The following is a 24370-nucleotide window of genomic DNA, read 5'->3' as shown; positions in this document are numbered from 1 at the left end:
AGGCTTTTGTTTTAACTGCTAACTTTTACCAAATCATTTCTACAAATTCAGGGTGGTCGATATACGGGTTACGATTGCCTTGAAATTCAAACGCTGCTTGGTTACGGTCAAGTTCCATTTGGCTTACAGGATCGCTGTTATGCCAGTTAAGCAGCATGGCTACAACCCAGTTCTCGAATACTTGGTTGCTTGAACCATTAAGTACAGCATTACTTGAGGTCGTTTTGGTTTGCCAAGTGCCTATTACATTTTCGTAGCGCGTTGCCATGTAAAAATAAGCGCGAGCAAAGTCACCTTTAAATTCGTCAATTGGCTCAAATACAGTACCTGAGTAATTTAATGAATTTGCGGCAGAACCTAATTTACTTCCGTTAGTTGATGTAAATGAAGCGCTTGCTACTTCACCAAATGGGAAGTTACTACGTTTTGAGTTTACATAACCGTCGGTTGCGTAAATATGATGCACATCTGAGTTCATTGGCTCAATAGTGCCGCCAAACCAGCTTTTAGGAAATGAATGCTCACGGTTGTAACAGCCGCCTTCTCCACTATAGTTACCACATTGATCGCTCACCGCAGCATAATTGTAGCTGTCAGAGCCGTTTGGTTTTTCGCTATACATATCTAAAATGCTGTTATCGTTTTCAAAGTATGTATCACGTGCTGATGAGTCGTAAAAATTCCAAATAGCCGAGTAACCCTGTGCATTATGATCTTTAATAATATTATAAAGCTCAGTTTTTAGTGCATAACCCGATAGCCCTTGAGCAGTAACATAGTAGCCAGTGGGTGTTGGGTTGGTCCCGCCGCCATCACCAGAGCCACTACCTAAAGTAAATGCCGTGCTGTCTGTATTATTAAAACTTGCACCGCTAGCAAGTGTGGTAGAGCCTTGCTTAAGCGCATAACTGCCACTACCTGTTGAACAACACATACCATCGCCGTAACTGTCGCTAATAACAAGTGTGTAAGTACCATCAGTTAGGCATATTTGCTCATCATACTGAGAGTTTGATGCGTAACCACTGCCGTTAGCAACAGCGCTACCTTGATTGTTATTAACGGCCCAGCTAGTTTCGCTACCGTAATTATCGGTATTAAGCGTTAGTGTAAGGCTATTGTCGGTACAACTTGTTGATGCGCTGCCATCAGCGTTTGGTAAAAAGTTATCTACGTATACGGTTTCGCTGCCATCAAATCCACTTACATCATAAAACCTAAGCCCTACGCTAATTGTTTTATCACTGCTTGCTGTATAGCTATGGCTAACTGTTTGCCATTGGTTAGTTTGTGCTTGATTTGAATAGCCTTGATAACCATCTACATACAAGCGAGCTTTAATTTTACCTTCGGTGTGGTAAACATCAGCCGAAAAGTTATAGGTTTTACCCGCTTCTACAGCAACTTGTTGTAGTAAATCAGTGTTACTTTGCGATCCTGTAGTTACATTGACAGCAGCAGAGCTACTACCGCTTTTAACTGTACTAGTTGAGCGCGTTAAGCTGATTCCGCTATCAATAGTGCTCCAAGAGCTAGGTGTATTACCTGACCATTGTTCAAATCCGCCATTAGCTACATTGGCCATTACAGGTAATGAGCCAAGTAACAAAGCGGTACTAAGTAGTTTATTTTTATATTTCCCGTGTAACATAGTTGTTCCTATTTTTATTTTGAATGAGGAATATACCCTACATTAGTTAGGTTGCAAAATTGTTAATTTAAAGTGCTGTAAAAAGCAATAATCGTCCTTTAATCTGTTTTTGAAGGTATTTTTATAAATTAATAACTAAATGGAATATCAAAGCAGATTCTATTCTTTTTTTATCTATGCAGAGCCCGTTATCCTACATACTTAGAAAACCTCAACAGATACGCTCTGGATGAGGTAAAACTCATTTTTAACAATACACAAAGTGTGTTGTGTTTAATTTTCAGGGTTATGGGGAATCGATTCATGTTGTTAGGTCAACTAAATGCTGCGGCAAGCCCGCTATCGCAAGATCAAGTACAAAAGCTGCAAGGTTTAGTGGCTGAACTTAATCCAATTCAACAAGCGTGGGTAAGTGGTTACTTAGCTGCAAATGCTAATTCGGCTGCGTTAGGTGCTCCTACGGCAGGCGTACCGGCTGCGGGTGATGCAGCAGCGCTAACTATTTTATATGGTTCGCAAACAGGTAACGCAAAAGGTGTAGCTACCAAAATGAAAGAGCAGGCTGAGTCGCGAGGCTTAGCAGTTAAGCTTGTTAGCATGTCAGATTACAAACCAACAGCCCTGAAAAAAGAAAAGTTTTTAACTATCGTTGTATCTACTTACGGCGAAGGTGAGCCACCTGAAGACGCAGAAACACTTCACGAGTTTTTAGCCACTAAAAAAGCGCCAAAACTAGACGATGTAAAAATAGCGGTTATTGGCTTAGGTGATTCTAGCTATGAGTTTTTCTGCCAAACAGCAAAAGATTTTGAAGAGCGTTTAAATAAACTCGGTGCGCAAACCATATATCAACGTGCTGATTTAGATGTAGATTACGAAGATGAAGCTGCAACATGGATTGCCGGTGCAGTTGATGCATTCGAACCTGATTTAAAAGCGCAGCAAGAAGCCGCTGGTGGTCAAGTTGTATCAATGCCATTTGGCGCACCAACGACCGCTTCAAGCCAATACACAAAGCAAAATCCATTTGAAGCAGAGCTATTAACAGTTCAAAAAATTACCGGTCGCGACTCAACTAAAGATGTACGCCACGTTGAAATTTCGCTTGAAGGTTCAGACATTACTTACACACCTGGTGATTCATTAGGTGTGTACTTTTTAAATGATGATGTATTAGTTGATGAAGTACTTACACTTACTCAAATAGATGCAACAAGCATTGTAAAAGTAGGTGATGAAGAGCTAAGCGTACGTGATGCACTTATTGAAAAACTAGAGCTGACTCAGTCATACCCAGGTTTTGTAGAAAAATACGCAATAGCAACTGGTACGCCTGAATTATTAAAGCTTGTAGAAGATAAAGCCGCAATGCGTGCGTATATTGAACCTCGCCAAATATTTGATGTGATTCGCCAAAACCCTGCAAAAATTGATGCGCAAACATTAGTAGATTGCCTACGTAAACTACAAGCTCGTTTGTACTCAATTGCATCTAGCCAAGCTGAGGTTGAAGACGAAGTACATTTAACACTAGGTCTAGTGCAGTTTGATGCATTTGATAGCGAGCATTTAGGTGGCTGTACTGGTTACTTAACTCGTCGTGCAGAAGAAGGTTGTAAAGTTAAAGTATTTAGCGAACACAACGACAATTTCCGCCTACCCACTAACGATGATACACCGGTGATTATGGTAGGCCCAGGTACGGGTATTGCGCCGTTCCGTGCATTTTTACAAGAGCGTGATTCGCGTGAAGCGCAAGGCAAAAACTGGTTGTTTTTTGGTAACCCACATTTCACTCAAGACTTTTTATACCAAGTAGAAATACAGGGTTATTTAAAATCGGGTTTACTTAACAAAGTAGATGTTGCATTTAGCCGCGACCAAGCAGAAAAAGTATACGTACAAGATAAGTTACGCAGTAACAGTAAAGACGTGTTTGAATGGTTAGAAGCTGGCGCTCACTTTTATATTTGTGGCGATGCAAATCGCATGGCAAAAGATGTACACAACGCCTTGCTTGATATTGTTAAAGAAAACACAGGCAAGAGCAATGAAGACGCAGAGCAATATTTAAAAGATTTGCGTAGCGCAAACCGCTATCAGAAAGACGTGTATTAATCACGTTTCTTATTTTATTTAACAGCTAGCAGCCGTCACTGTAACAAATTTAGGATTTAAAATGAGCGAACAAGATAAAAACGTAAAACTTTCTGATAACGAACGTTTGAAAAGAGAAAGTAACTTTTTACGTGGCACCATAGAAAAAGATTTAACAGACGAAATTACCGGTGGCTTTACAGCCGATAACTTTCAGCTAATTCGTTTTCACGGTATGTACCAACAAGATGACCGCGATATACGTGGTGAGCGCGCTAAGCAAAAGCTAGAGCCGCTACATAATGTAATGTTACGTGCACGTATGCCTGGCGGTATTATTAAGCCAGAGCAGTGGTTAGCAATCGACAAGTTTGCAGATGACAAAACAAGCTACGGCAGCATTCGTTTAACAACGCGTCAAACGTTTCAGTTTCATGGAGTGTTAAAGCCTAATATTAAAGGCATGCACCAAATGCTTGATAGCGTAGGTATAGACTCTATTGCTACAGCGGGTGACGTTAACCGTAATGTGCTTTGTACTACTAATCCCGTTGAGTCTGAGCTACATCAAGAAGCTTACGACTGGGCTGCAAAAATTTCTGAACACTTATTACCAAAAACGAAAGCGTATGCCGAAATTTGGTTAAATGGCGAAAAAGCAGAAACCACAGAAGAGCCAATTTTAGGATCTAATTACTTACCGCGTAAGTTTAAAACCACGGTGACTATTCCACCTAACAACGAAGTTGATGTACACGCTAACGATTTAAACTTTGTGGCAATTGCTGATAACGGCAAACTTGTTGGTTTTAACGTATTAGTGGGCGGTGGCCTTGCGATGACGCACGGCGATACAGCAACTTATCCGCGTAAGGCTGATGACTTTGGCTTTATCGCGCTAGAAGATACCTTAAAAATTGCAGAGCATGTTGTATCTGTGCAGCGCGATTGGGGTAATCGTTCAAACCGTAAAAATGCAAAAACTAAATACACATTAGACCGTGTAGGCGTTGATGTATTTAAAGCAGAAGTTGAAAAGCGCTCAGGCGTTACGTTTGCACCAAGCCGTCCGTTTGAGTTTACTCATCGTGGCGACCGCATTGGTTGGGTTGAAGGCATTGATGGTAAGCACCACTTAACGCTATTTATTCAAAGTGGTCGTATTTTAGACTATCCAGGCAAGCCGCTTAAAACAGGTTGTCGTAAAATCGCAGAAGTTCACCAAGGTGACATGCGTATGACGGCAAACCAAAACTTAATTATTGCTGGCGTACCTGCAGATCAAAAAGCCGTAATTGAAGAAATTGCACGTAGCCATGGCTTAATTGACGACACAGATTCGCAGCAGCGTAAAAATTCTATGGCGTGTGTTTCACTGCCTACGTGCCCACTTGCAATGGCCGAAGCAGAGCGTTACTTACCAAGCCTAGTAGAAAAAACTGAAGCATTACTTGCTAAGCACGGTATACCCGATGACAGCATTATTATGCGCGTTGTAGGTTGCCCGAACGGCTGTGGCCGCGCAATGCTTGCAGAAGCTGGTTTAGTGGGTAAAGGCCCAGGTAAATACAACGTTTACTTAGGTGGTAATTTAGAAGGTACACGTATTCCTAAATTGTACCTTGAGAACGTAGGCGAAGACGTTTACCTAGAAGCATTCGATAAGCTCATTGGCCAATGGGCAAGCGAGCGCAATGATGGTGAGTGTTTTGGTGACTTTGTTATACGCAAAGGCATTGTTGCTGAAGTAAAAGTATCAGTAACCGATTTTCACGCTTAATTAAATACCAGCGCTTTGGCGCTGGTGAGGTTTGGAATTTACCATGAGTGAATTTAAAAACATTTTACAGCTAGATAAACAAAGCCAAACGGCTATGTTAGCTGATGCTAATGGTTTACTAGCGAATATGAGCGCAGAACAGCGTGTTGCATGGGCGCTTGATAACTTGCCTAATACGGCTTTTTTATCATCTAGCTTTGGTATTCAAGCGGCAGTAATGCTGCATTTAATGACCTCACAACGTCCAGATATTCCCGTTGTATTAACCGATACAGGCTATTTGTTTCCTGAAACGTATCAGTTTATTGAGCAAATGAGTGAGCGTTTATCACTTAACTTAAAGGTGTATAGAGCGCCGCTTAGCCCAGCATGGCAAGAGGCTAAATTTGGTAAACTATGGGAGAAAGGCGAAGACGGCATTAAGCAATATAATCAGCTTAATAAAGTAGAGCCGATGACCCGTGCGTTAAAAGAAATAGAAGCGGGCACGTGGTTTAGTGGTTTGCGTCGCGATCAATCATCTACACGTGCTGATAAACAGTTTGTAGAAATTAGCCGTGGTACCGTTAAAGTGTACCCGATTATTGAATGGTCTAACCGCGACGTGTATCAGTATCTTACCAAGCACGATTTACCTTACCACCCATTATGGGAGCAAGGTTATGTGTCTATGGGAGACGTACATACAACACGTAAGTTAGAACCAGGAATGACAGAGGAAGAAACTCGCTTTTTTGGTTTAAACCGAGAATGCGGACTACACATGGATGGTGACGGTATTTAACGCGACTACGGTGTAGTTAAATTGCAAATAAAAACGCAGCTTCGGCTGCGTTTTTATTTTTTTATTAGGGTACAAAAAATTGCTTAATTAAGTATTTTTTATTAGACTCAGAGCAATAAAGGATTAATTAAAGCAGGAACGCTATGAAATACTTTACCTACTTAGCTATATCAATCATGGCTATTGCAGTTATCTCTTTGTTTTATTTAAAAAAGCCCGATGGTCAAACATGGCTTTCTGCATCATCAATTAGCAGTGAATCTCAGCAAATTAAAGAAAAAATGGTTGCTCTTTCAAGCAATACTTTGGACCAAGCAGTGCAGGGCGTTAAGCAAGCAGGCGATAAAATTGCGAGCAGTATTTCTGATGAACCAATGCCTGAAAGTACTACCTCAAGCAGCAAAATTTTTAAGTGGCAAGACGAAACAGGCCAATGGCACTTTTCTGATACACCTAACCCGCATGTAAAAAGTATTGAAGTAAAACTCGATCCTAAAGATATTACTGTTATTGCTGCAGAAGACACGTCTATTTTAAATACCTCTCCAAGTACAAATACAATGTCGGCTGCACCAGAGGGGATCAGTATTTTGAACCCAGACTCTGTTAAAAAGCTATTTAATGATGCCGAAAATGTAAAAGACAAACTAGAAAAACGTAATAAAGAAATTAATAATTTAAGTGCACTCTAATTATTTAGAGTGAGTGCTTTTATGGTTTTTTAAATAACGTTTTTCGGCTTCCATCAGTAATACGGTTAAATATATTTTAGTAGGGAGCGACAACAACACGCCTATAGCAATGCATGCTGCCGCTATAATTATTCCTTTAATACCATGATTAACAGTGAAGTAACTCGACACAATTAAAGTGTGGCCAGTCACGATAAGGCACAACCCAAGCACTATTGATGTTTTAAGCAGCCTAATTATCATCGTTTGCGACATAGTTACCTCACTAAGAGTAGCCCTAGGGCCTGTTTATCTTTCGAGGTTAAATTTGCAGCAGTGTGTTTGGTATTTAGGCAAGGCAGAGCCTATGTAGTGTGGTTATTCCCCATGAATAGGCGATAACGTGGAATAAATGCCAAACATGCGCTGCCCGAAGGGTTCTGCCTAGGGGCTATTTACTCTTTGTTGCTCGGTTTTTACTTAGCCCACTAGGTTACAAACCTCACGCCGCGATTAAATAGCCCCTAGGTTGAACAAATTTTAATCCTGAAAGGTCAACAGGCCCTAGTGTAGGCACGCTTTAAATGCTTAGCATTGATTTAAGACAACAAACAGCACACATAAAAAAGCCCAGCTTATTATTAAGCTGGGCTTTTAAATGTATTAACTACTGTCTTTGTTAGTCGAGCATATTACGCAGTACATATTGTAAAATACCGCCGTGTTTGTAGTAATCCCACTCTTTAGGGGTATCAATACGTACATCAGCACTCAAGGTTACTTTTTTACCTTCGGCATTTGTAGCAATAACGGTTACTTCATCGGTTTTATCGTACAGGCCATCAATATCAAATTGTTCTTGCCCTGTTAACCCATGTGACTCGTAGCTTTCACCTTCTTTAAATTGCAGAGGTAATACACCCATACCAATTAAGTTAGAGCGATGAATACGTTCATAGCTTTGTGCTACAACGGCTTTAACGCCTAATAAAAGTGAGCCTTTAGCAGCCCAGTCACGAGATGAACCCGTACCGTATTCCTTACCCGCTAAAATGATGAGTGGCGTATTATTTTTTTGATACTCCATTGCTGCATCATAAATACTCTCTAGCGTATCGCCAGGCTGAGTACGTGTTACGCCACCTTCAGTACCTGGTGCTAGTAAGTTTTTAAGACGCACATTAGCAAACGTACCACGCATCATTACTTCGTGATTACCACGGCGTGAACCGTACGAGTTAAACTGCGCTTTATCTACGCCATTTTCTTGCAAGTATAAACCTGCTGGCGCATCTGCTTTAATAGCACCTGCTGGAGAAATATGATCAGTGGTTACTGAATCCCCAAGCTTAGCTAAACAACGTGCACCCTCAATAGTAGGAATGCCCGGTGGTTCTACTTTCATACCATCAAAAAATGGTGCTTTTTTAATGTAGGTAGATGCGTCATCCCAATCGTAAAGTTTGCCATCTGGTATTTTAATTTGCTGCCAACGGCTATCGCCTTCGTAAACGTTAGCGTAGCTTTTTTCGAACATTTCTTTAGTTACTGTTTCTTTAACTAGGTCACTTACTTCTTTAACGCTTGGCCAAATGTTTTTAAGGTAAATATCGTTACCGTTAGCATCTTGAGCAAGGGGTTCGTTGTATACGTCAATATCGGTTCTACCTGCAATGGCATAAGCTACAACAAGCGGAGGAGAGGCTAAAAAGTTCATTTTAACATCTTGGTGAATACGCCCTTCAAAGTTACGGTTACCCGATAAAATAGAGCTCACTACCAATTTATGTTTTTGAATTGCGTCTGATATTTCAGTTGCAAGCGGCCCTGAGTTACCAATACACGTAGTACAGCCGTAGCCAACTAAGTTAAAGCCTAAGCTTTCTAAGTCGTCCATTAAGCCTGCTTTTTCTAGGTAGTCGGTAACTACTTTAGAGCCTGGTGCAAGTGATGTTTTAACCCAAGGTTTTACATTAATGCCTAACTGTTTTGCTTTTTTGGCAACCAAACCAGCAGCTAAAATAACACTTGGGTTAGAAGTATTAGTACAGCTGGTAATTGCGGCAATAACACAAGCGCCATCGTTTAACTCAAACTCTTGCCCTTTAAATTTAACCTTGGCGGCGCCCATAAACTGCGCTTCGTTAACTGGTTCATCTGGATTTGTTGTTGGCCCTTCACTTTCAATACGAGCTTGTTCTTCGTCGCTATTATCACGACGAGCCATACGTTCATCTTGAAAGTTTTTTAAATGCTGGCTAATCACTTCACCAGCCTTGTCTAGGGAAATTCTATCCTGTGGTCGTTTAGGGCCTGCAAGGCTTGGTACAACATCACCTAGTTTAAGCTCGAGTGTATCGGTGTAGCTCGCTTCGTCACCATCGTTACGCCATAAACCTTGGTGTTTTGCGTAATCCTCAATTACCTTTAGGTGACTTTCGTCGCGGTTTGTTAAGCGAAGGTAGTTAATGGTTTCATCATCAATTGGGAAAATACCACACGTAGCGCCGTATTCAGGTGCCATATTCGCTATGGTTGCTCTATCGGCAAGTGGTAAGTCGGCAAGGCCATCACCATAAAACTCTACAAATTTACCCACTACACCATGGTTACGCAGTATTTCTGTTACCGTTAATACTAAATCTGTAGCGGTAGTACCTTCAGGTAAGCGGCCACTTAGCTTCATACCGACTACTTGTGGAATGAGTAAGCTAATTGGCTGACCAAGCATGGCTGCTTCAGCTTCAATACCGCCTACACCCCAACCAAGCACACCTAAGCCATTAATCATGGTGGTGTGAGAGTCAGTCCCTACAAGCGTATCTGGGTAAGCGAATTTTTTGCCGTCGCGCTCTTCATTAAAAACAACGCGCGCTAAGTATTCTAGGTTTACTTGGTGAACAATACCGGTTGCAGGTGGCACTACTTTTAAATTATCAAAAGCGGTTTGTCCCCAACGTAAAAATTCATAACGTTCTTTATTTCGGTCGTATTCAAGTTTTGCATTTAAATCAAATGCACCATCATTTCCGTAGCCATCTACTTGTACCGAATGATCAATAACAAGTTCAGCAGGTGATAACGGGTTTATTTTTGCAGGATCACCACCTAGTTTTTCCATTGCGTCACGCATCGCGGCTAAATCTACAATAGCGGGTACACCGGTAAAATCTTGCATAACAACACGGGCGGGAGTAAAGGCAACTTCAGATGCAGGCTTTGCTTGAGGATCCCAATTAAGAAGGGCTTGAATATCTTGTTCTTTTATATTTGCGCCATCTTCGTTACGAAGAAGGTTTTCAAGTAATACTTTTAAGGAAAAGGGCAGTCGTTTCGCTTTGTCGCCAAGTCCTTTTAGAGAATGAATATGATATTGCTCACCATTTATTGTGAGCTGATGTTGGGTATCGAAACTATTATTCATTATTTGCCCCTTTATGAATTAGAAAAATATTTTGAAGAGTGACCTCTGTAGTGTTCGAGTTGCAAAGTACATACCAGTGTAAAAAATCGTGTTTAGAGAACGAATTTTATACAGTTAATATAGTAGAGATGATGCTGAAAAGTTTAATTTCAAGAGATGATTTGAAAGAGGTAGGGTCAAAAGTTATTTCAACCCTTATTAATTACTGTAACCAACCTTGTTGCTTACCTTTAATACTCAAACAAAGTAAAGCGATGGCAATAACGATTACAAAAATAGGCATAAATACAGCACTTGCGCCAAGTAGCTCAATACTGTTTATGACCACAAAATTATAATATTGCTGAATTAAAATAGCGCCGAGCGATAGCGCAAAAGTAGGTGTTGCCAGCGCGTTTTTAGCAAGTAAAAACAGACAACCAAAAGTGCTTCCAAATACAGCTATAGCAAATGAAATGGTTGACCAAATAGGAACGTTAGAGTAGGCAGCTTGTTGATCTAGCGGAAGTTTACCTATCATTTCGGGTGTCATCATCATGTGCATAGCAAATGCAATAACGCCAAGTAAGTTCCATACGAGTGCCGCCCATACAACGGGCTTAAACCAATTTTTAGGTGTTTTAACAGACATTTTATAACCTTGTTTTTATTATTATTAACTAGGTTATTAAAGAGTAAAAAGGCCAACTATACAAGTTGACCTTTTTATATAAAAAGAGGGCTTTTAAATGCTTAACCAAATGAAATAGGTCGACGACCTGTTTTATCATCTACTTTTGGTTTTTTAGTTCGCTTACGCTTACTTTTAGCTGGCTGATTTGTTGGTTGTGGTGCAGCTTGCTTTGACTCTGCTTGAGTTTGTATCGCAGGTTTTTCTGCAGGGGTTGCATCTTCACTTAGCGCAAGTTTAAAAAATTCACCATCAAATTCTAATACATCGCCACTGTATAATTTTTTCCGCTTTATTGTACAAATTTCATGGTTAACACCCACATAGCCTTCGGTAATTAGGTTTTTAGCTTGGCCGCCACCTTCAACTAAGTTTAGTACTTTTAATAATTTACAGAGCTCAATCGGCTCTTCTTCTAATTCTATTTCTATGTATTCTTCGTTCATATTTGCTCTCGGTGGGGTAACGCACAAGCTGTAGTATAAAGGCTTGCAGCTACTTTTGCACCAAAGCAAGTGACTTTCGCTAATTGTAATACGTAAATAGCTATGAAATTTTTTATGTATTTTATCTGTCTTTAAAAAAACTGAAGCAATTGAAGAGTAACCTTTGCAGCAGTTAATTTTACGTATGGCCTGCTAATTGCTAAAACTTTGGCGGATTAAATAGTTTTCATTAAATGGAGTAGGAAATGGGCGTAAGATTGGCAATGAAAAAAGAGCTAATGGGATTAGACAATTCAGGTATGTTAACTGCTGACGATGTTAGAGAGCACCTTGCTAATTCTGTAAAAAAGCAAGCTGATCAAGATGAACGCGGTTTTTCTGTAATTTCAAAGTTCAATGATACCCATAGCCGTTTAGTTAGTGGTGATGCCACGAGAAAAACAAAACTCGAGTTTGAACGACATCGTTTATTTAAAGAAGTTTTATATACTCGAAAAAGTGTTGATGCTTGGTTAGATAGCCAAACAAATTAAATTGCTATAAATAGTTACCTTTAATAGACTACAAGCGTAATCAAAAGAGGTAACTATGAAAAATGGAATTTTAATGTGTGTGTTGGCATTACCATTAGCTGCGTGCCAACAACCTACCGTGTATGTATTTAGTGAAAACTTGCAAGATGAACAGAGCAATCAGCTCGATGCTGCGCTAAAAGCACAATCGCTCCCTTATGAATATGTACCGCTGGCAATCCCATCAGAGTTTGGTGAGGCTACATTACTCTTATCAAGTGACAAAATTTACCCAAAAGAAACTGAGCAGTTAGCTACTATTATGCAGGGGCTAGGTTACGAGCCACAAGTTAACTATACAACGCGTTCAAATCATTTTTATGGTGATGGCAATATAGGCTTTTATCTAAAAAATGCAGTGGCGGGTACAACCTTTGTTATGCCTAAAAAGTTACGAACAACTCAATGCAGCGAAGACAAGTACAATGATTTACTCGTCACATTTACAGATAAATATGCTGACTTTACCTTACCCAGTGGCGCTGTTGTAAGGTTAGGTTGGGAGTTTTTATACGGTTACGTTGTCATTTATTACAAAAATTATTCGCAAACATACAGTCACTCACAACCACTTATAAATACGCCCTTTGGCGCCAAACCATCTGATACTTACAGGTTTACAGCTCACGTTAATAACCCCAGCTGGCTTGATTGCTCACTACAAATTATTTATATGGACTGAACTAACCGTGAGTTTCTATATGCTCGCTTAGTTTGGCAATGCGCAGACTCATACCTTCTATAATTCGGTCTTTAATTTTTTCGCGGATAACATTAGGTAAGCGGGTGAGTGCTTCAGGGGTAATAGCGAGGACTATGCTGTCGGTTTTGGCACGTGCGCTAGTGCTGCGTTCTCGGTTATTTATAAAAGCGCCTTCACCTATAAATTCACCGGGCTCTATAGTACCAAGTTCTAGCAAATGATTATGTTTAAATACTAATAGCGCGCCGCTAAGTACAATATATAAGCGCTTGTCGTTATCGTATTGCTTAAATAAAAACTGATGCTGGCTTACTAAATATAACAGGCCGAACGACTCCAATAAGACTTGGCGCTCGCTGAGCGTAAATTCCTTAAAAAAGTGCAGCCTGTTTATAATTTCCATTTGTTTGAATAATGGAATATGTTCGATTAGCTTCATCAATAACCAAATGTGTTAAAAGCGTTTAATCAGCTAATATTGCGCTCTTTTAATTTTCGGGTCAACGTGTTGCGTCCCCAACCAATTTTTATAGCAGCATCTTGCTTATGACCAGAACAATTAGCCAGTGCGGTTTTAATTAAGCGAGTTTCTAGCTGGGCTTGAATGTCAGGCCAAATATTTTCTTTGCCTTGTTTAAGCTCTTGATTAAGCCATTGCTGAAACGCATCTAGCCAATCACCTTCTTCCTGGGTTGGCGAAGCATCCAGAATTTCCGGCGGTAAGTCTTGCTCGCTTACAAGCTCACCCGGTGCCATTACAGTAAGCCAGCGACAGGTGTTTTCTAATTGGCGTACATTGCCTGGCCAATTAAATAAGCGTAATTGCTCAGTTGCCTTAGGGCTCAGCACTTTGCTTTCTACTTGTAGCTCTTTAGCGCTTTTATGTAAAAAGTGTTGCGATAAGCTTTCTATATCTTCAGTACGCTCTCGAAGAGCAGGTAAACGTAGGCGCACAACATTAAGACGATGAAATAAATCATCCCTAAACTTGCCCTGTTTAACTAAATCTTCAAGGTTTTGGTGCGTAGCCGCAATAATACGCACATCTACTTTTATACTTTGATGGCCACCAACACGATAAAACTCACCATCGGCAAGAACGCGTAATAAACGTGTTTGTACATCAAGTGGCATATCACCAATTTCATCTAAAAATAGTGTGCCGCCATTGGCTTGCTCAAAACGGCCTTTACGCACGCTGTCGGCGCCCGTAAATGCGCCTTTTTCGTGGCCAAATAACTCTGACTCAACAAGCTCTTTTGGAATGGCTGCCATGTTAAGTGCAATAAATTGGTTTTCTTTACGTGGGCTATGATTGTGCAAAGCACTGGCGACAAGTTCTTTACCTGTTCCAGATTCGCCATTTATTAATACGCTCATGCTAGAAGCCGATAGTTTACCTATCGCTCTAAACACTTCTTGCATTGCGGGCGCTTCACCAATTATGTGGGCACTTTTTGGTGGAGCTTGCTTGCGTTTAGTTTTTTTAGTGGAGTTTGCTCTGCATGCGCTTTCGACCAGCGCCACTGCTTCGTTTAAATCAAACGGCTTAGCTAGGTATTCAAAAGCACCTTTTTGGAATGCATTTACAGCTGAGTCTAAATCTGAGTGCGCAGTCATTATAATAACCGGCAGCCCAGGGTTTTGCTCTGCAATAAGTTCAAGCAACGCCATACCATCCATACCAGGCATTCGTACGTCAGAAACTAAAACAGTAGGTTGGCTAAACTTTAGGGCGCTTAGTACATCTTGCGCATTAGCAAAGCTCTCTGTGTTAAACCCTGCACGGGTTAGTGCTTTTTCAAGTACAAATCGAATAGAAGCATCATCATCTACAAGCCAAACTGTTTTCATGCAAACTCCAAACATTAATCTGCAAAGGGCAGATAGATATTAAATTCAGTATGTCCAGGCCAGCTATCACATTCTATATAGCCATCATGTTGATCTATCAGTGTTTGCGCTATTGAGAGTCCTAACCCAGAGCCACCTTCTTTATTGGTGATCATAGGGTAGAACAGTGTTTCGCGTACACTGGGATCAATACCTGGTCCGTTATCAGATATTTGGATCAACAAGGCTTTTTTAGGTGCTTTACCTGGGCGACGATGCTGATGATTAATGCGGGTTTTTATTGTTATTTCACCGCCATCTACAAGCGCCTGTTGGGCGTTTCGAACAATATTTAATACTACTTGCTGAATTTTGCCTTGATCAATGTATACATCAGGAATACTTGGGTCGTAATCTTTAACCAAGCTAATATTAGAACAATTATCTAACGTACTTAGCCTTGCAACTGATTCAAGTGATTGATGTATATTGCCATACGATTTTTGCGGAAGTTGATTGGGCCCCAAAAGCCTATCTACTAGTTCGCGTAATCGGTCGGCTTGCTCAATGATGAGCTCAGCACATTGATCTCTTTCTTGTTGATCAACCTCATACTGCAATAACTGCGCCGCTCCGCGAATTCCACCTAAAGGATTTTTAATTTCGTGAGCTAAGCCTCTAATTAGGTTTCGGGCAGCTTGATATTGATGCATTTGATTAGACGCTTGGTCATGCTTAATTTCGTCATCGGTTTGGCGCCACTCAAATAAAATATAAAGCGAGCCATTAAACTTAATTTGTCGTGTACTTACGGCTACTTTTGCATGGCGAGAATCGCTAAAAACCACGTCAGCTCTGTGCTGCTGGCAATCTACGCCTTCAACTAATGAGTATTGTTCTATACGCTGTAAATCGATTGAATGGTAGTTAAAAAGGCTATCAAACGGTTGTTCTAACAAGCGCTTATTACCAAGGCCAAGCAGCTCGCTGGTACTAGTATTGGCATATACAACGGTAAAGTTTTTATCAAGTAACATGATAGCGGTTGTTTGATTTTGCCAAATGGCATCGAGTAGCTCAGGGCTAAAGTTTTTATTATTAATCATAGCTGCACCATTTTAGTGCGTGGATGTTTGCAAGCAAGTTATATGGTTAAATACACTGCTGCACGTTTAGTAATACCCCAATTTAGTTACCTAGGTTTAGCCCTTTTCGGTGCATAAAAAATATGCAGGGTTCGCTTGTAGCAATAACTTGGTTTTTACTATTAAAAAGCTTTAATTGTAGTGTGTGCTGACCACGTTCTACATCTCTAATTGCAAAGGTTGAGCTGTCACTGGCTGGGCCGTGTGCTTTACCATCAATAAAAAGTTGTATAGTAAAACCAGTTTCAAAGCGTGGTTTTATTCGGCTAGTTACATAAACAGTGCCGGTATTTTCACGAATAGTCTGGTTATGATCAGGTGAGGAAATAGCAATACTAAAGGCCGCTTGTTGAGGCTGAGGTTGCTCGTCGAAAATGTCAGTATTTGTTGCAGGCATATTAAGATCTTGGCTGGTGAGCTTTACTTCTTGAGCCCCTTTATGAGGGGTGTCTGAGAACACTAATACGCCATTTTTATCTTTCCAAGCGTATATTTTTGTTTCACCGGCATAACCATAATTACTTAATCCTAAAGTAATTAATAGTAATAAAATCTTGTTATTCACTCTGCAGCCCTGCATTTTTATCGGTAACTTAACTTTAGTGGAGATTGACTAATTTTACCATTAAAAAAGCCCGCAAAGCGGGCTTGAGAACACACATATTTTTACAGCTTAATTAACAGCTGTAGTACATTTCAAACTCAACTGGGTGAGTTGTCATGTTAAGCTTTTCAACTTCTTTAGACTTAAGTTCGATGTAAGCATCGATTAAGTCATCAGTGAATACGCCACCTTGAGTTAAGAATTCACGGTCTGCGCTAAGTGCAGATAGTGCTTCGTCAAGTGATGCTGCAACAGTTGGAATTTCTGCTGCTTCTTCAGCTGGTAAGTCGTATAAATCTTTATCCATAGCATCGCCAGGGTGGATCTTGTTTTTGATACCATCAAGGCCAGCCATAAGCATTGCTGAGAAAGCAAGGTATGGGTTAGCAGTTGGATCCGGGAAGCGTACTTCAATACGACGACCTTTTTCAGATGGAACCACTGGGATACGGATTGATGCAGAACGGTTACGTGCAGAGTATGCAAGCATAACAGGTGCTTCAAAACCTGGTACTAAACGTTTGTACGAGTTAGTAGACGCATTTGCAAAAGCGTTAATTGCTTTAGCATGCTTGATGATGCCGCCAATGTAGTAAAGTGCATCTTCAGAAAGACCGCCGTACTTATCACCAGCAAAAAGGTTTACACCACCTTTAGCAAGTGACTGGTGACAATGCATACCAGAACCGTTATCACCAACAACTGGCTTAGGCATAAACGTTGCTGTTTTACCGTATAAGTGAGCCATGTTATGGATAACATATTTCATTTCTTGAATTTCATCCGCTTTTAATACCATTGTATTAAAGCGAGTAGCGATTTCGTTTTGACCTGCTGTTGCTACTTCGTGGTGATGTGCTTCTACTACTTGGCCCATTTCTTCTAGAACTAGACACGTAGCTGAACGCCAATCTTGGAAGTCATCAACTGGAGCAACTGGGAAGTAACCGCCTTTAACACCTGGACGATGACCAGTGTTGCCATCTGCATATTCTTTATCTGAGTTCCAAGCAGCTTGCTTAGAATCAATTTTGTACATAGATCCAGACATATCTGATTTATATTTAACATCGTCAAATACGAAAAATTCTGGCTCAGGGCCAAATAAAACAGTGTCTGCAATGCCTGTAGATTTCATGTAATCTTCAGCGCGCTTAGCAACAGAACGCGGGTCGCGCTCATAGCCTTGTAGTGTAGAAGGCTCTACTACGTCACAACGTAAAATTAATGTCGCTTCTTCAGTGAAAGGGTCTAGTTTGATTGACTCAGGAACTGGCATTAATACCATGTCTGATTCGTTTATGCCTTTCCAGCCTGCAATTGAAGAACCGTCGAACATTTTACCGTCTTCGAAAAAATCTTCATCAACTTGGTGATGAGGGATCGATACATGTTGTTCTTTACCCTTAGTGTCAGTAAAGCGTAAATCAATGAACTTGACGTCATTTTCTTTAATAAAATCTAAAACCGATTGTGACATGTGTCCTCCAACTATTGGGTTTTGTTATTGCTGCATAATTGCTTTGGTATTTACTAAGCTGATTTTGTGCCATTATTGTAACTGGCTGTTTATAAATTAAAAAAATATCATTGCATCAAAATGGAATATACAAACGCACCATGTTGGTGCGTAAATATTCCATTTCGGTGCAAAATTTACAGAGCGTAATTTGTTGTTAATTTAATCAGCTGAAATTAGCATAACCTAAATGCAAAAGAGTAACAAAAAGATCGGAAAAATAGTCAAAAAGGCTGTTTTTCAAAAAAATATTGAAATTTAATTCATATAATTGTCATATATAAAACAGATACTTAGTAAAAGTATTGAGAAAGTTTTAAAATATGTATTGGATAAACTTTCATCCATGTCATTAATGAGGGATAATATGCGCCCTTTTAAATCCTATGCTGGGACATCTCGCGAAAGCGTGGATGAGTGCGTAGATCTTGCAGGATCATTGAGAATTTAATTTCTCTGAGTAAATATATGAGCATCGAAAAGTTAAGAAATATAGCGATTATCGCGCACGTTGACCACGGTAAAACAACTCTGGTTGACAAACTACTTGAGCAATCAGGTACATTAGAAACACGCGGCGGTAACGAAGAGCGCGTGATGGACTCAAACGACATTGAGAAAGAACGTGGTATTACCATTTTGGCTAAAAACACAGCCATCTCTTGGAACGACTACCATATCAATATCGTAGATACTCCGGGACACGCCGATTTCGGTGGTGAAGTTGAACGCGTACTTTCGATGGCTGACTCAGTATTATTACTTGTTGATGCTCAAGAAGGTCCAATGCCACAAACGCGTTTCGTTACGCAAAAGGCATTCGCGCAAGGCTTAAAGCCAATCGTAGTTATCAATAAAATTGATAAGCCAGGTTCACGTCCTGATTGGGTTATGGATCAAATCTTTGATTTATTCGACAACCTTGGCGCAACTGACGAACAGTTAGATTTTAAAGTAATCTACGCTTCAGCTATCAACGGCTGGGCAACACTAGATTTAGACGAGCCATCAGACAACATGGAACCTATGTTCAAGATGATCGTTGACGAAGTATCACCACCGGATGCAGATCCTGAAGGTGACTTCCAAATGCAAATTTCTCAACTAGATTACAACTCTTATGTTGGTGTAGTTGGTATTGGTCGTATTAAACGTGGTTCTGTTGCTCCTAACCAACAAGTTACTATTATCAGTGCTGATGGCACTACACGTAATGGTAAAATTGGCGCAGTACAAAGCTACCTAGGTCTTGAACGTATCGAAACTGATAGAGCTTACGCTGGTAACATCGTAACTGTAACAGGTATTGGTGAGCTTAAGATTTCTGATACAGTTTGTTTCCCAGGAAACGTTGAAGCATTACCACCACTAAGTGTTGATGAGCCAACTGTAACAATGACATTCTCTGTAAATAACTCACCTTTCTGTGGTAAAGAAGGTAAGTTTGTAACGTCACGTAATATCCGTGAACGTTTAGACAAAGAATTAGTACACAACGTAGCACTTCGCGTTGAAGATACTGGTAGCCCAGATAGCTTCCGTGTTTCTGGTCGTGGTGAATTACACCTAGGTATCTTAATCGAGAACATGCGTCGTGAAGGTTACGAGCTTTCAGTTTCTCGTCCGGAAGTTATCTTACGTACTGTAGATGGCGTTCTAGAAGAACCGTTTGAAACAGTTACTATTGACTGTCAAGACGAGCATCAGGGTTCTGTTATGGAACAAGTTGGCCTACGTAAAGGTGAGCTTACTAACATGACTCCAGATGGCAAAGGCCGTATGCGTTTAGATTTCATGATCCCTAGCCGTGGTTTAATTGGTTTCCAAACTGATTTCATGACGCTTACTTCGGGTTCTGGTCTTATGTACCATACGTTCGATCATTACGGTCCTCACAAAGGTGGCGACATCGGTGTTCGTAAGAACGGCGTAATGATTGCAAATGCAACTGGTAAAGCACTTACTAACGCATTATTCAACTTACAAGAACGCGGCCGTTTATTCATCGGTCACGGTGTTGAAGTATACGAAGGTATGGTTATCGGTATTCATAACCGTGATAACGACCTTACAGTTAACGCCCTTAAAGGCAAGCAGTTAACTAACGTACGTGCATCTGGTACTGATGAAGCGCAAACGCTTTCTCCACACCTTAACTACTCACTTGAGCAAGCGCTTGAGTTCATCGATGATGACGAGCTAGTTGAAGTAACTCCACTAAACATTCGTATTCGTAAGCGTTACCTTACAGAAAACGAACGTAAACGTGCAGGTCGTGGACCTAAAGCATAATCTATTAATTTAGAATTATGATTTTAAAAGCCGCTGTATTGAAAAATACAGCGGCTTTTTTGTGGGTGAAATTTGATGAGTAAAGGCTTAAGGAGTTCGGTTTAAATTTTTCTTATCAACGAGATAGCGTGCATTACAACGAGCACAAGCTATGGGTTGACGAATTAGCATCTAAGGTGACTTTTTATTTATATGTTAATTGGCTTGATTTTCAACTTTACGAAGCGTAAGAGTATTATTACTAAGTATCTATAGATTGAATATATGTAGTTTAGATGGTTAATATCAGCTCGATCTACTCAGTCCAAAAAAAAATTATGCAGCCCAAGTCATGCGTTAAAAAATACTAAACTGTTATTTAAAAAGGAATTGTTATGTTTCTATATCGTGGTGTTACAAGTGAATTAGATAGTTTATGTAAGGGACAGTTGATCCCCAAAGGAAAACAAAATACGGCCATACCTGAACTAGGTGAAGTTGGTGTGGAGTGCGGAGCAGGGTATGAATCAGGATACTCTGGAGGCAACGGCTTAAGGGCTCATCAAATAGATTCCAATATGAAAAAGCTGTCGTTTGTTTCTACGAGCAAAAGCATTGAAGTAGCAAAAATATTTGCTACTAAAAATGGTACTTGTAATGGATATATTTATAAATTAGATTCAAGCTTATTTGAACAATTCGATGTGGTTACAGAAGAATTGGAATCCCCCATTTATCCTGATGAGCATGAAGTTAGTATTCGGACAAACGAAAACGGGCTAATCCCTGAAGGTGTTATAGTTGATAAGTTCACTGTTAACTGCACATAATCTAGTGCTAAGGAAGAACTGAATATCTTTGCTTTTCTAGATATTTCCAGTTGCTCAAGGAGAAAAAATGAATATTTATAAAAAGTTTATCAAAAGTATACTTATTGTAATTACTATTACTTTGTCTGCCTGTGGAAGCGCTGACAATGGTGCTTTTTCGAAACAACAAATTTGTATTGCTACAATTGCATCGATTATGGGACGTAGTCCTTCAATTGTTAAAATAGATTCAATTAAAGGTAATGTTACACATCTCTCGTATGTTCGTAAAGATGATGGCACGAATTGGAAGTATAGGTGCAAGTTTGAGGGGAGTCGAGTTATTTGGGCTTCTGATGCTGGGAGATGGCGCACAGACCAATATGATTCTAAAATAACCTTTTTAGTCGATGAAAATGAATTAAGTATTTTTGAAAAATACTCTGATGGCTCTGGTAATACTAAGAAATATAATATTAATCAACTGACTAATTAGTCTAACAAGGCGATGAGTAATAGAAAGGCCCAAGTTTACTGTTCTCTAAAAGCGCAGCGCCTCTTAACCTCTTTGTGAATAATTTACTTAAAGATCTTTTGCATAAGGATAAGCAATAAAAAAGGGGCAGCTTAAACAGCCGATAATGCAAAGCATACATGTTTTTTGGTAGGGTATTTTTCGTTGGGTTTCGCTGCGCTCAACCCAACCTACTTATTTCTGGGGGGGTTACTTTTTTGGCAGCAGGGTGATTTTTCCAAATACGTCTGCGTCTATAAACCCACGGTTTCTGTCGCCATTTACTGGCTGTACTTCGTGCGAACCCATAAAGTGCTCGCGCACGTCACTACCATCGTTATCGCAATACGCTAACATAAAGCCAATGATTTGTTTTTCGCTAAGTGTAATGGGTGTATTTACTGCGCCTTCTTTGTAGTCATTGGGGTAGAGCTTTATGGCTACTTCCCACGTGATGTTAAAAGGTGCAGCAGTGTTACGCTTCCAGTTACTGATTAGGTGATCGGTATACAAGTGCGCTTTTTTATCAGGGCCATAATCGGCGGCTTGGTTATCAAGGCCGATATGGTACGCCAAAGCGGTGTGATTAAATTGATGATTTCCGCCTGATGCATCGCTATCAATAAATACTTCAAGCGCGTCGTCATCCCAATATTTATAGGTTGGATCGGCGTGTGTATCTATTAAAACGTCATCCACAATATCGGCTTGTAGGTATAAATAGTTTTGATCCCACAGTAAGCGATAACGCCCTTTAAAGTCGGCATCGTTTGCTGGCAGTGTGCCATCCATTAAATAAGGCATATCGTGCCAAGCGGCTTTATCCCACGCACTTTCTGATACGCCATCAATAGTAATTGGAGTTGATGTATGTTCAACATCAATAGCCATTGCTGGCGTGCTTAATAAAAAGCTTAAGGCGAGTGCTAATTTTTTCATTAATTTCTCAATTTTATTGTGTGCTTGTCTTAATGTAATAACAATCTTAAAACAGCTAAGTAAATAGTTACAGTGAAATACTTTCGCCTTCGTTTAAAATGTACAGCGGTACTTTTGAATCCATTTTATTGTACATATGCAATAAGCGTAGTAAGGCAGAGTGGCTAGTATGGTCGCCCATTTTCCAACTTGAATTACCATACCCCCAAGGTATCATTACTTTGCAGTTAAGTTCTTGTGCTGCGTTGAGCGCGTCTTCTGGTGTGGTGTGAACGTAACGATAAAATTTACCACTTTCTTTACTGTAGTAAGATGCGATTGGTATTAAGCACACATCTATATTGCCATATTTTTGCTGTATATCTTTAAAGTGTTTTGAGTAGCCCGTATCGCCTGCAAAAAATAAGGTACTGCCGTTTTGTTCAAGCAGCCAGCCATTCCATAAGTCTTTATTGTTATCTTCGTAAATAAAGGGCACCAATACACGAGCGCTAAAATGATGAGCTGGCACGGCATTAATAGCTAAGTCGTCAATGTTGGTTGTTGAGTACCACGGCATTTCGGTAATATTAAAACCACCGGTAGGGAAGTTGTCGGCCATCCCGAGTGGTGTTAAATAGCGAGGTTTATTGCCAATGCTTTGTATGTCGGCTTTATTAAAGTGATCGTAATGAATATGCGAATACATTACCGCATCAATATTTTCCAGTTCTTGCTCACTAGGCCAAGCCCCTGCTTTACGATAAATACCGCCGCCGAGTTTAAAGCCAAGTGCGACTGGAGAATCAAACTGATTTTTTACCGGATCAAACAGCACACTTTGCCCATTTGGAGTGTTAATTACAAAACTAGCGTGGCCAAGCCAGCGTACGGTATAACCGGTGCTAAGTTGTGGTTTAGTTTGCTGGCCTTGGTACTGGCAGTTTTCGCTGCCGGTTTTGCATAGTAAATCTGGGTGGGCTGGGTAGCAGTTTTCAGTACAGGTAGTGGGATATGTTTTTTCACCTGTGTATAAATTTTTATAACGACCGTTCTTATCATTAATAACAACAACTGAGTCAGAGCTGGTAATACGATTAATATTATTAGGTGCACCGCAGGCAGTTAGTATACATAAGAGCATTGTTGCGGTTAAAAAGCGTTTCATTGTAAATCCCTTTTAGCGTTCCCTTTAACATAAAAAAGCCTGCAATTAAGCAGGCTTGTTAAAGTAACAAATGATTAGCCAGCGCTATTCATTTGTTCAATAAATTTGTTTGAGTCGGCAATCGATTTGTTCATGTCGTTCATCAACAATTGAATATCGCGTTTAAGGTTAGTGAACTCACCTTTAATAGCCGATACCGCTTGTGCATTTAAGTTATGCTTTAAGTATAAAACGTTATCATGAAGCGAGGTTAATACTGGCTCCATTTTACTCTCTGCGCTGCGCATTGAGCGTAATAGCTGATCAAATTGACGCTTAGTCGCAGTTAGCTTTTTGCTGCTTTCACGCTTAAGTGATGCACTTTTGTACTGCTCTAACTCATCGGCCCACTCATCAAATAGCGCTTCTGCCACGTCTTCTACTTTATTGATGTTAGTTGATACTTCGTTAGCGGCATTTAAGCTCGACTCGTAATCATCGTTTAGTTGATTGTAAGTGTCTTGTAGTTCGCCACCATTAAAATCGATTAGAGTAGTTAAGCGCTCAAGTGCCGATTTAAATTCTTCTTGTGACTCTTGCTGCGAGTCTTTGGTTTCTTCTACGCGGTCAATAAGAATATCGCGTTTGTGAACACCGACTTTTTCCATTGCAGAATAATAAGCTGATTGGCAGCCAGTTAAAGTAAGTGTTACTACAAGCATTGAAACACTGAGTAATGTTTGTTTTTTCATTTGAATTCCTGTTTACGAGCGTTAGTGCTGTAAATTATGGCGCTGATTGTTATTATAATC

General features: G+C 40.1%; 22 protein-coding genes. 9 read left to right on the top strand and 13 right to left on the bottom strand.

The window, feature by feature from the left end; all coding sequences use genetic code 11:
• Positions 1-25: 25 nt before the first annotated feature.
• On the bottom strand, positions 26-1651 hold the full coding sequence (locus GQR38_RS13640; RefSeq protein WP_165722254.1) for an endonuclease: 1626 nt from the start codon (positions 1649-1651) through the stop codon (positions 26-28).
• A gap of 303 nt (positions 1652-1954) precedes the next feature.
• On the opposite strand from GQR38_RS13640, the gene GQR38_RS13635 reads away from it, so the two are divergent.
• From GQR38_RS13635 to GQR38_RS13620, 4 genes are all read left to right on the top strand, one after another.
• The gene (locus GQR38_RS13635; RefSeq protein ID WP_165722252.1) at positions 1955-3769 is read left to right on the top strand and encodes an assimilatory sulfite reductase (NADPH) flavoprotein subunit; all 1815 of its coding nucleotides are present in this window, start codon (positions 1955-1957) and stop codon (positions 3767-3769) included.
• 61 nt (positions 3770-3830) lie between these two features.
• A complete protein-coding gene (gene cysI / locus GQR38_RS13630; RefSeq protein WP_024589523.1) occupies positions 3831-5528 on the top strand; it encodes an assimilatory sulfite reductase (NADPH) hemoprotein subunit in 1698 nt (565 codons plus the stop codon).
• A 43-nt stretch (positions 5529-5571) separates the two neighbouring features.
• The gene (locus GQR38_RS13625) at positions 5572-6312 is read left to right on the top strand and encodes a phosphoadenylyl-sulfate reductase (protein WP_007582191.1); all 741 of its coding nucleotides are present in this window, start codon (positions 5572-5574) and stop codon (positions 6310-6312) included.
• Positions 6313-6455: 143 nt separating this feature from the next.
• On the top strand, positions 6456-7004 hold the full coding sequence (locus tag GQR38_RS13620) for a DUF4124 domain-containing protein (RefSeq protein WP_008166491.1): 549 nt from the start codon (positions 6456-6458) through the stop codon (positions 7002-7004).
• Here the strand turns inward: GQR38_RS13620 and GQR38_RS13615 are convergent, their stop codons facing one another.
• The 4 genes from GQR38_RS13615 to GQR38_RS13600 all read right to left on the bottom strand — a co-directional run bounded on the left by GQR38_RS13615 (position 7005) and on the right by GQR38_RS13600 (position 11523).
• Entirely contained in the window at positions 7005-7259 is a 255-nt protein-coding gene (locus GQR38_RS13615) for a hypothetical protein (RefSeq protein WP_010554784.1), read from the bottom strand.
• Positions 7260-7662: 403 nt separating this feature from the next.
• Positions 7663-10407: an aconitate hydratase AcnA gene (gene acnA / locus GQR38_RS13610; protein WP_010554785.1), complete on the bottom strand. Its 2745-nt coding sequence runs from the start codon at positions 10405-10407 to the stop codon at positions 7663-7665.
• A 202-nt stretch (positions 10408-10609) separates the two neighbouring features.
• Entirely contained in the window at positions 10610-11038 is a 429-nt protein-coding gene (locus GQR38_RS13605) for a hypothetical protein (RefSeq protein ID WP_165722250.1), read from the bottom strand.
• Between the two features lie 101 nt (positions 11039-11139).
• Positions 11140-11523 (bottom strand): RNA-binding S4 domain-containing protein, encoded by a 384-nt coding sequence (locus tag GQR38_RS13600; RefSeq protein WP_165722248.1) that lies wholly within the window; start codon positions 11521-11523, stop codon positions 11140-11142.
• A 245-nt stretch (positions 11524-11768) separates the two neighbouring features.
• Here GQR38_RS13600 and GQR38_RS13595 point away from each other — a divergent pair, with 245 nt between their 5' ends.
• Together GQR38_RS13595 and GQR38_RS13590 are read left to right on the top strand one after the other, a co-directional pair.
• On the top strand, positions 11769-12056 hold the full coding sequence (locus GQR38_RS13595) for a hypothetical protein (RefSeq protein WP_007582180.1): 288 nt from the start codon (positions 11769-11771) through the stop codon (positions 12054-12056).
• A gap of 55 nt (positions 12057-12111) precedes the next feature.
• On the top strand, positions 12112-12777 hold the full coding sequence (locus GQR38_RS13590; protein WP_024589530.1) for a hypothetical protein: 666 nt from the start codon (positions 12112-12114) through the stop codon (positions 12775-12777).
• Between the two features lies 1 nt (position 12778).
• On the opposite strand, the gene GQR38_RS13585 is transcribed toward GQR38_RS13590, so the two are convergent.
• From GQR38_RS13585 to glnA, 5 genes are all read right to left on the bottom strand, one after another.
• The gene (locus GQR38_RS13585) at positions 12779-13237 is read right to left on the bottom strand and encodes a cyclic nucleotide-binding domain-containing protein (protein WP_010554789.1); all 459 of its coding nucleotides are present in this window, start codon (positions 13235-13237) and stop codon (positions 12779-12781) included.
• Positions 13238-13266: 29 nt separating this feature from the next.
• Positions 13267-14652 (bottom strand): nitrogen regulation protein NR(I), encoded by a 1386-nt coding sequence (ntrC, locus tag GQR38_RS13580; RefSeq protein WP_007582175.1) that lies wholly within the window; start codon positions 14650-14652, stop codon positions 13267-13269.
• Positions 14653-14666: 14 nt separating this feature from the next.
• Positions 14667-15737, bottom strand: a complete 1071-nt coding sequence (gene glnL / locus GQR38_RS13575) for a nitrogen regulation protein NR(II) (RefSeq protein WP_007582173.1) — start codon at positions 15735-15737, stop codon at positions 14667-14669.
• Between the two features lie 82 nt (positions 15738-15819).
• Positions 15820-16341 carry a DUF4124 domain-containing protein gene (locus GQR38_RS13570; protein ID WP_024589531.1) on the bottom strand — a complete coding sequence of 174 codons (522 nt, stop codon included), beginning with the start codon at positions 16339-16341 and terminating at the stop codon, positions 15820-15822.
• 112 nt (positions 16342-16453) lie between these two features.
• A complete protein-coding gene (gene glnA / locus GQR38_RS13565) occupies positions 16454-17860 on the bottom strand; it encodes a glutamate--ammonia ligase (RefSeq protein WP_165722246.1) in 1407 nt (468 codons plus the stop codon).
• Positions 17861-18367: 507 nt separating this feature from the next.
• Between glnA and typA the strand changes: the two genes are divergently transcribed.
• The 3 genes from typA to GQR38_RS13550 all read left to right on the top strand — a co-directional run bounded on the left by typA (position 18368) and on the right by GQR38_RS13550 (position 21475).
• Entirely contained in the window at positions 18368-20191 is a 1824-nt protein-coding gene (gene typA / locus GQR38_RS13560; protein ID WP_024589533.1) for a translational GTPase TypA, read from the top strand.
• Positions 20192-20565: 374 nt separating this feature from the next.
• A complete protein-coding gene (locus GQR38_RS13555; protein ID WP_024607647.1) occupies positions 20566-21000 on the top strand; it encodes a hypothetical protein in 435 nt (144 codons plus the stop codon).
• A gap of 67 nt (positions 21001-21067) precedes the next feature.
• Complete coding sequence (locus tag GQR38_RS13550; protein WP_024607648.1) at positions 21068-21475, top strand: hypothetical protein; 408 nt, start codon at positions 21068-21070, stop codon at positions 21473-21475.
• 228 nt (positions 21476-21703) lie between these two features.
• On the opposite strand, the gene GQR38_RS13545 is transcribed toward GQR38_RS13550, so the two are convergent.
• The 3 genes from GQR38_RS13545 to GQR38_RS13535 all read right to left on the bottom strand — a co-directional run bounded on the left by GQR38_RS13545 (position 21704) and on the right by GQR38_RS13535 (position 24310).
• On the bottom strand, positions 21704-22432 hold the full coding sequence (locus GQR38_RS13545; RefSeq protein WP_165722245.1) for a CBM9 family sugar-binding protein: 729 nt from the start codon (positions 22430-22432) through the stop codon (positions 21704-21706).
• A 67-nt stretch (positions 22433-22499) separates the two neighbouring features.
• Positions 22500-23579, bottom strand: a complete 1080-nt coding sequence (locus GQR38_RS13540; RefSeq protein ID WP_165722243.1) for an MBL fold metallo-hydrolase — start codon at positions 23577-23579, stop codon at positions 22500-22502.
• A 74-nt stretch (positions 23580-23653) separates the two neighbouring features.
• A complete protein-coding gene (locus tag GQR38_RS13535; RefSeq protein WP_007582161.1) occupies positions 23654-24310 on the bottom strand; it encodes a DUF2959 domain-containing protein in 657 nt (218 codons plus the stop codon).
• Positions 24311-24370: the final 60 nt, after the last annotated feature.

The sequence above is a fragment of the Pseudoalteromonas sp. c7(2019) genome (assembly GCF_011378625.1).
Taxonomy (GTDB): domain Bacteria; phylum Pseudomonadota; class Gammaproteobacteria; order Enterobacterales; family Alteromonadaceae; genus Pseudoalteromonas; species Pseudoalteromonas arctica.
Note: the sequence above shows the minus strand (reverse complement) of the source record. Positions and strands in the feature narration are given on the sequence as shown.

Coding starts and splice junctions, on each gene's coding strand:
- GQR38_RS13640 (WP_165722254.1), bottom strand. CDS start 1,651: ATGTTACACGGGAAATATAAAAATAAACTACTTAGTACCGCTTTGTTA.
- GQR38_RS13635 (WP_165722252.1), top strand. CDS start 1,955: ATGTTGTTAGGTCAACTAAATGCTGCGGCAAGCCCGCTATCGCAAGAT.
- cysI (WP_024589523.1), top strand. CDS start 3,831: ATGAGCGAACAAGATAAAAACGTAAAACTTTCTGATAACGAACGTTTG.
- GQR38_RS13625 (WP_007582191.1), top strand. CDS start 5,572: ATGAGTGAATTTAAAAACATTTTACAGCTAGATAAACAAAGCCAAACG.
- GQR38_RS13620 (WP_008166491.1), top strand. CDS start 6,456: ATGAAATACTTTACCTACTTAGCTATATCAATCATGGCTATTGCAGTT.
- GQR38_RS13615 (WP_010554784.1), bottom strand. CDS start 7,259: ATGTCGCAAACGATGATAATTAGGCTGCTTAAAACATCAATAGTGCTT.
- acnA (WP_010554785.1), bottom strand. CDS start 10,407: ATGAATAATAGTTTCGATACCCAACATCAGCTCACAATAAATGGTGAG.
- GQR38_RS13605 (WP_165722250.1), bottom strand. CDS start 11,038: ATGTCTGTTAAAACACCTAAAAATTGGTTTAAGCCCGTTGTATGGGCG.
- GQR38_RS13600 (WP_165722248.1), bottom strand. CDS start 11,523: ATGAACGAAGAATACATAGAAATAGAATTAGAAGAAGAGCCGATTGAG.
- GQR38_RS13595 (WP_007582180.1), top strand. CDS start 11,769: ATGGGCGTAAGATTGGCAATGAAAAAAGAGCTAATGGGATTAGACAAT.
- GQR38_RS13590 (WP_024589530.1), top strand. CDS start 12,112: ATGAAAAATGGAATTTTAATGTGTGTGTTGGCATTACCATTAGCTGCG.
- GQR38_RS13585 (WP_010554789.1), bottom strand. CDS start 13,237: ATGAAGCTAATCGAACATATTCCATTATTCAAACAAATGGAAATTATA.
- ntrC (WP_007582175.1), bottom strand. CDS start 14,652: ATGAAAACAGTTTGGCTTGTAGATGATGATGCTTCTATTCGATTTGTA.
- glnL (WP_007582173.1), bottom strand. CDS start 15,737: ATGATTAATAATAAAAACTTTAGCCCTGAGCTACTCGATGCCATTTGG.
- glnA (WP_165722246.1), bottom strand. CDS start 17,860: ATGTCACAATCGGTTTTAGATTTTATTAAAGAAAATGACGTCAAGTTC.
- typA (WP_024589533.1), top strand. CDS start 18,368: ATGAGCATCGAAAAGTTAAGAAATATAGCGATTATCGCGCACGTTGAC.
- GQR38_RS13555 (WP_024607647.1), top strand. CDS start 20,566: ATGTTTCTATATCGTGGTGTTACAAGTGAATTAGATAGTTTATGTAAG.
- GQR38_RS13550 (WP_024607648.1), top strand. CDS start 21,068: ATGAATATTTATAAAAAGTTTATCAAAAGTATACTTATTGTAATTACT.
- GQR38_RS13545 (WP_165722245.1), bottom strand. CDS start 22,432: ATGAAAAAATTAGCACTCGCCTTAAGCTTTTTATTAAGCACGCCAGCA.
- GQR38_RS13540 (WP_165722243.1), bottom strand. CDS start 23,579: ATGAAACGCTTTTTAACCGCAACAATGCTCTTATGTATACTAACTGCC.
- GQR38_RS13535 (WP_007582161.1), bottom strand. CDS start 24,310: ATGAAAAAACAAACATTACTCAGTGTTTCAATGCTTGTAGTAACACTT.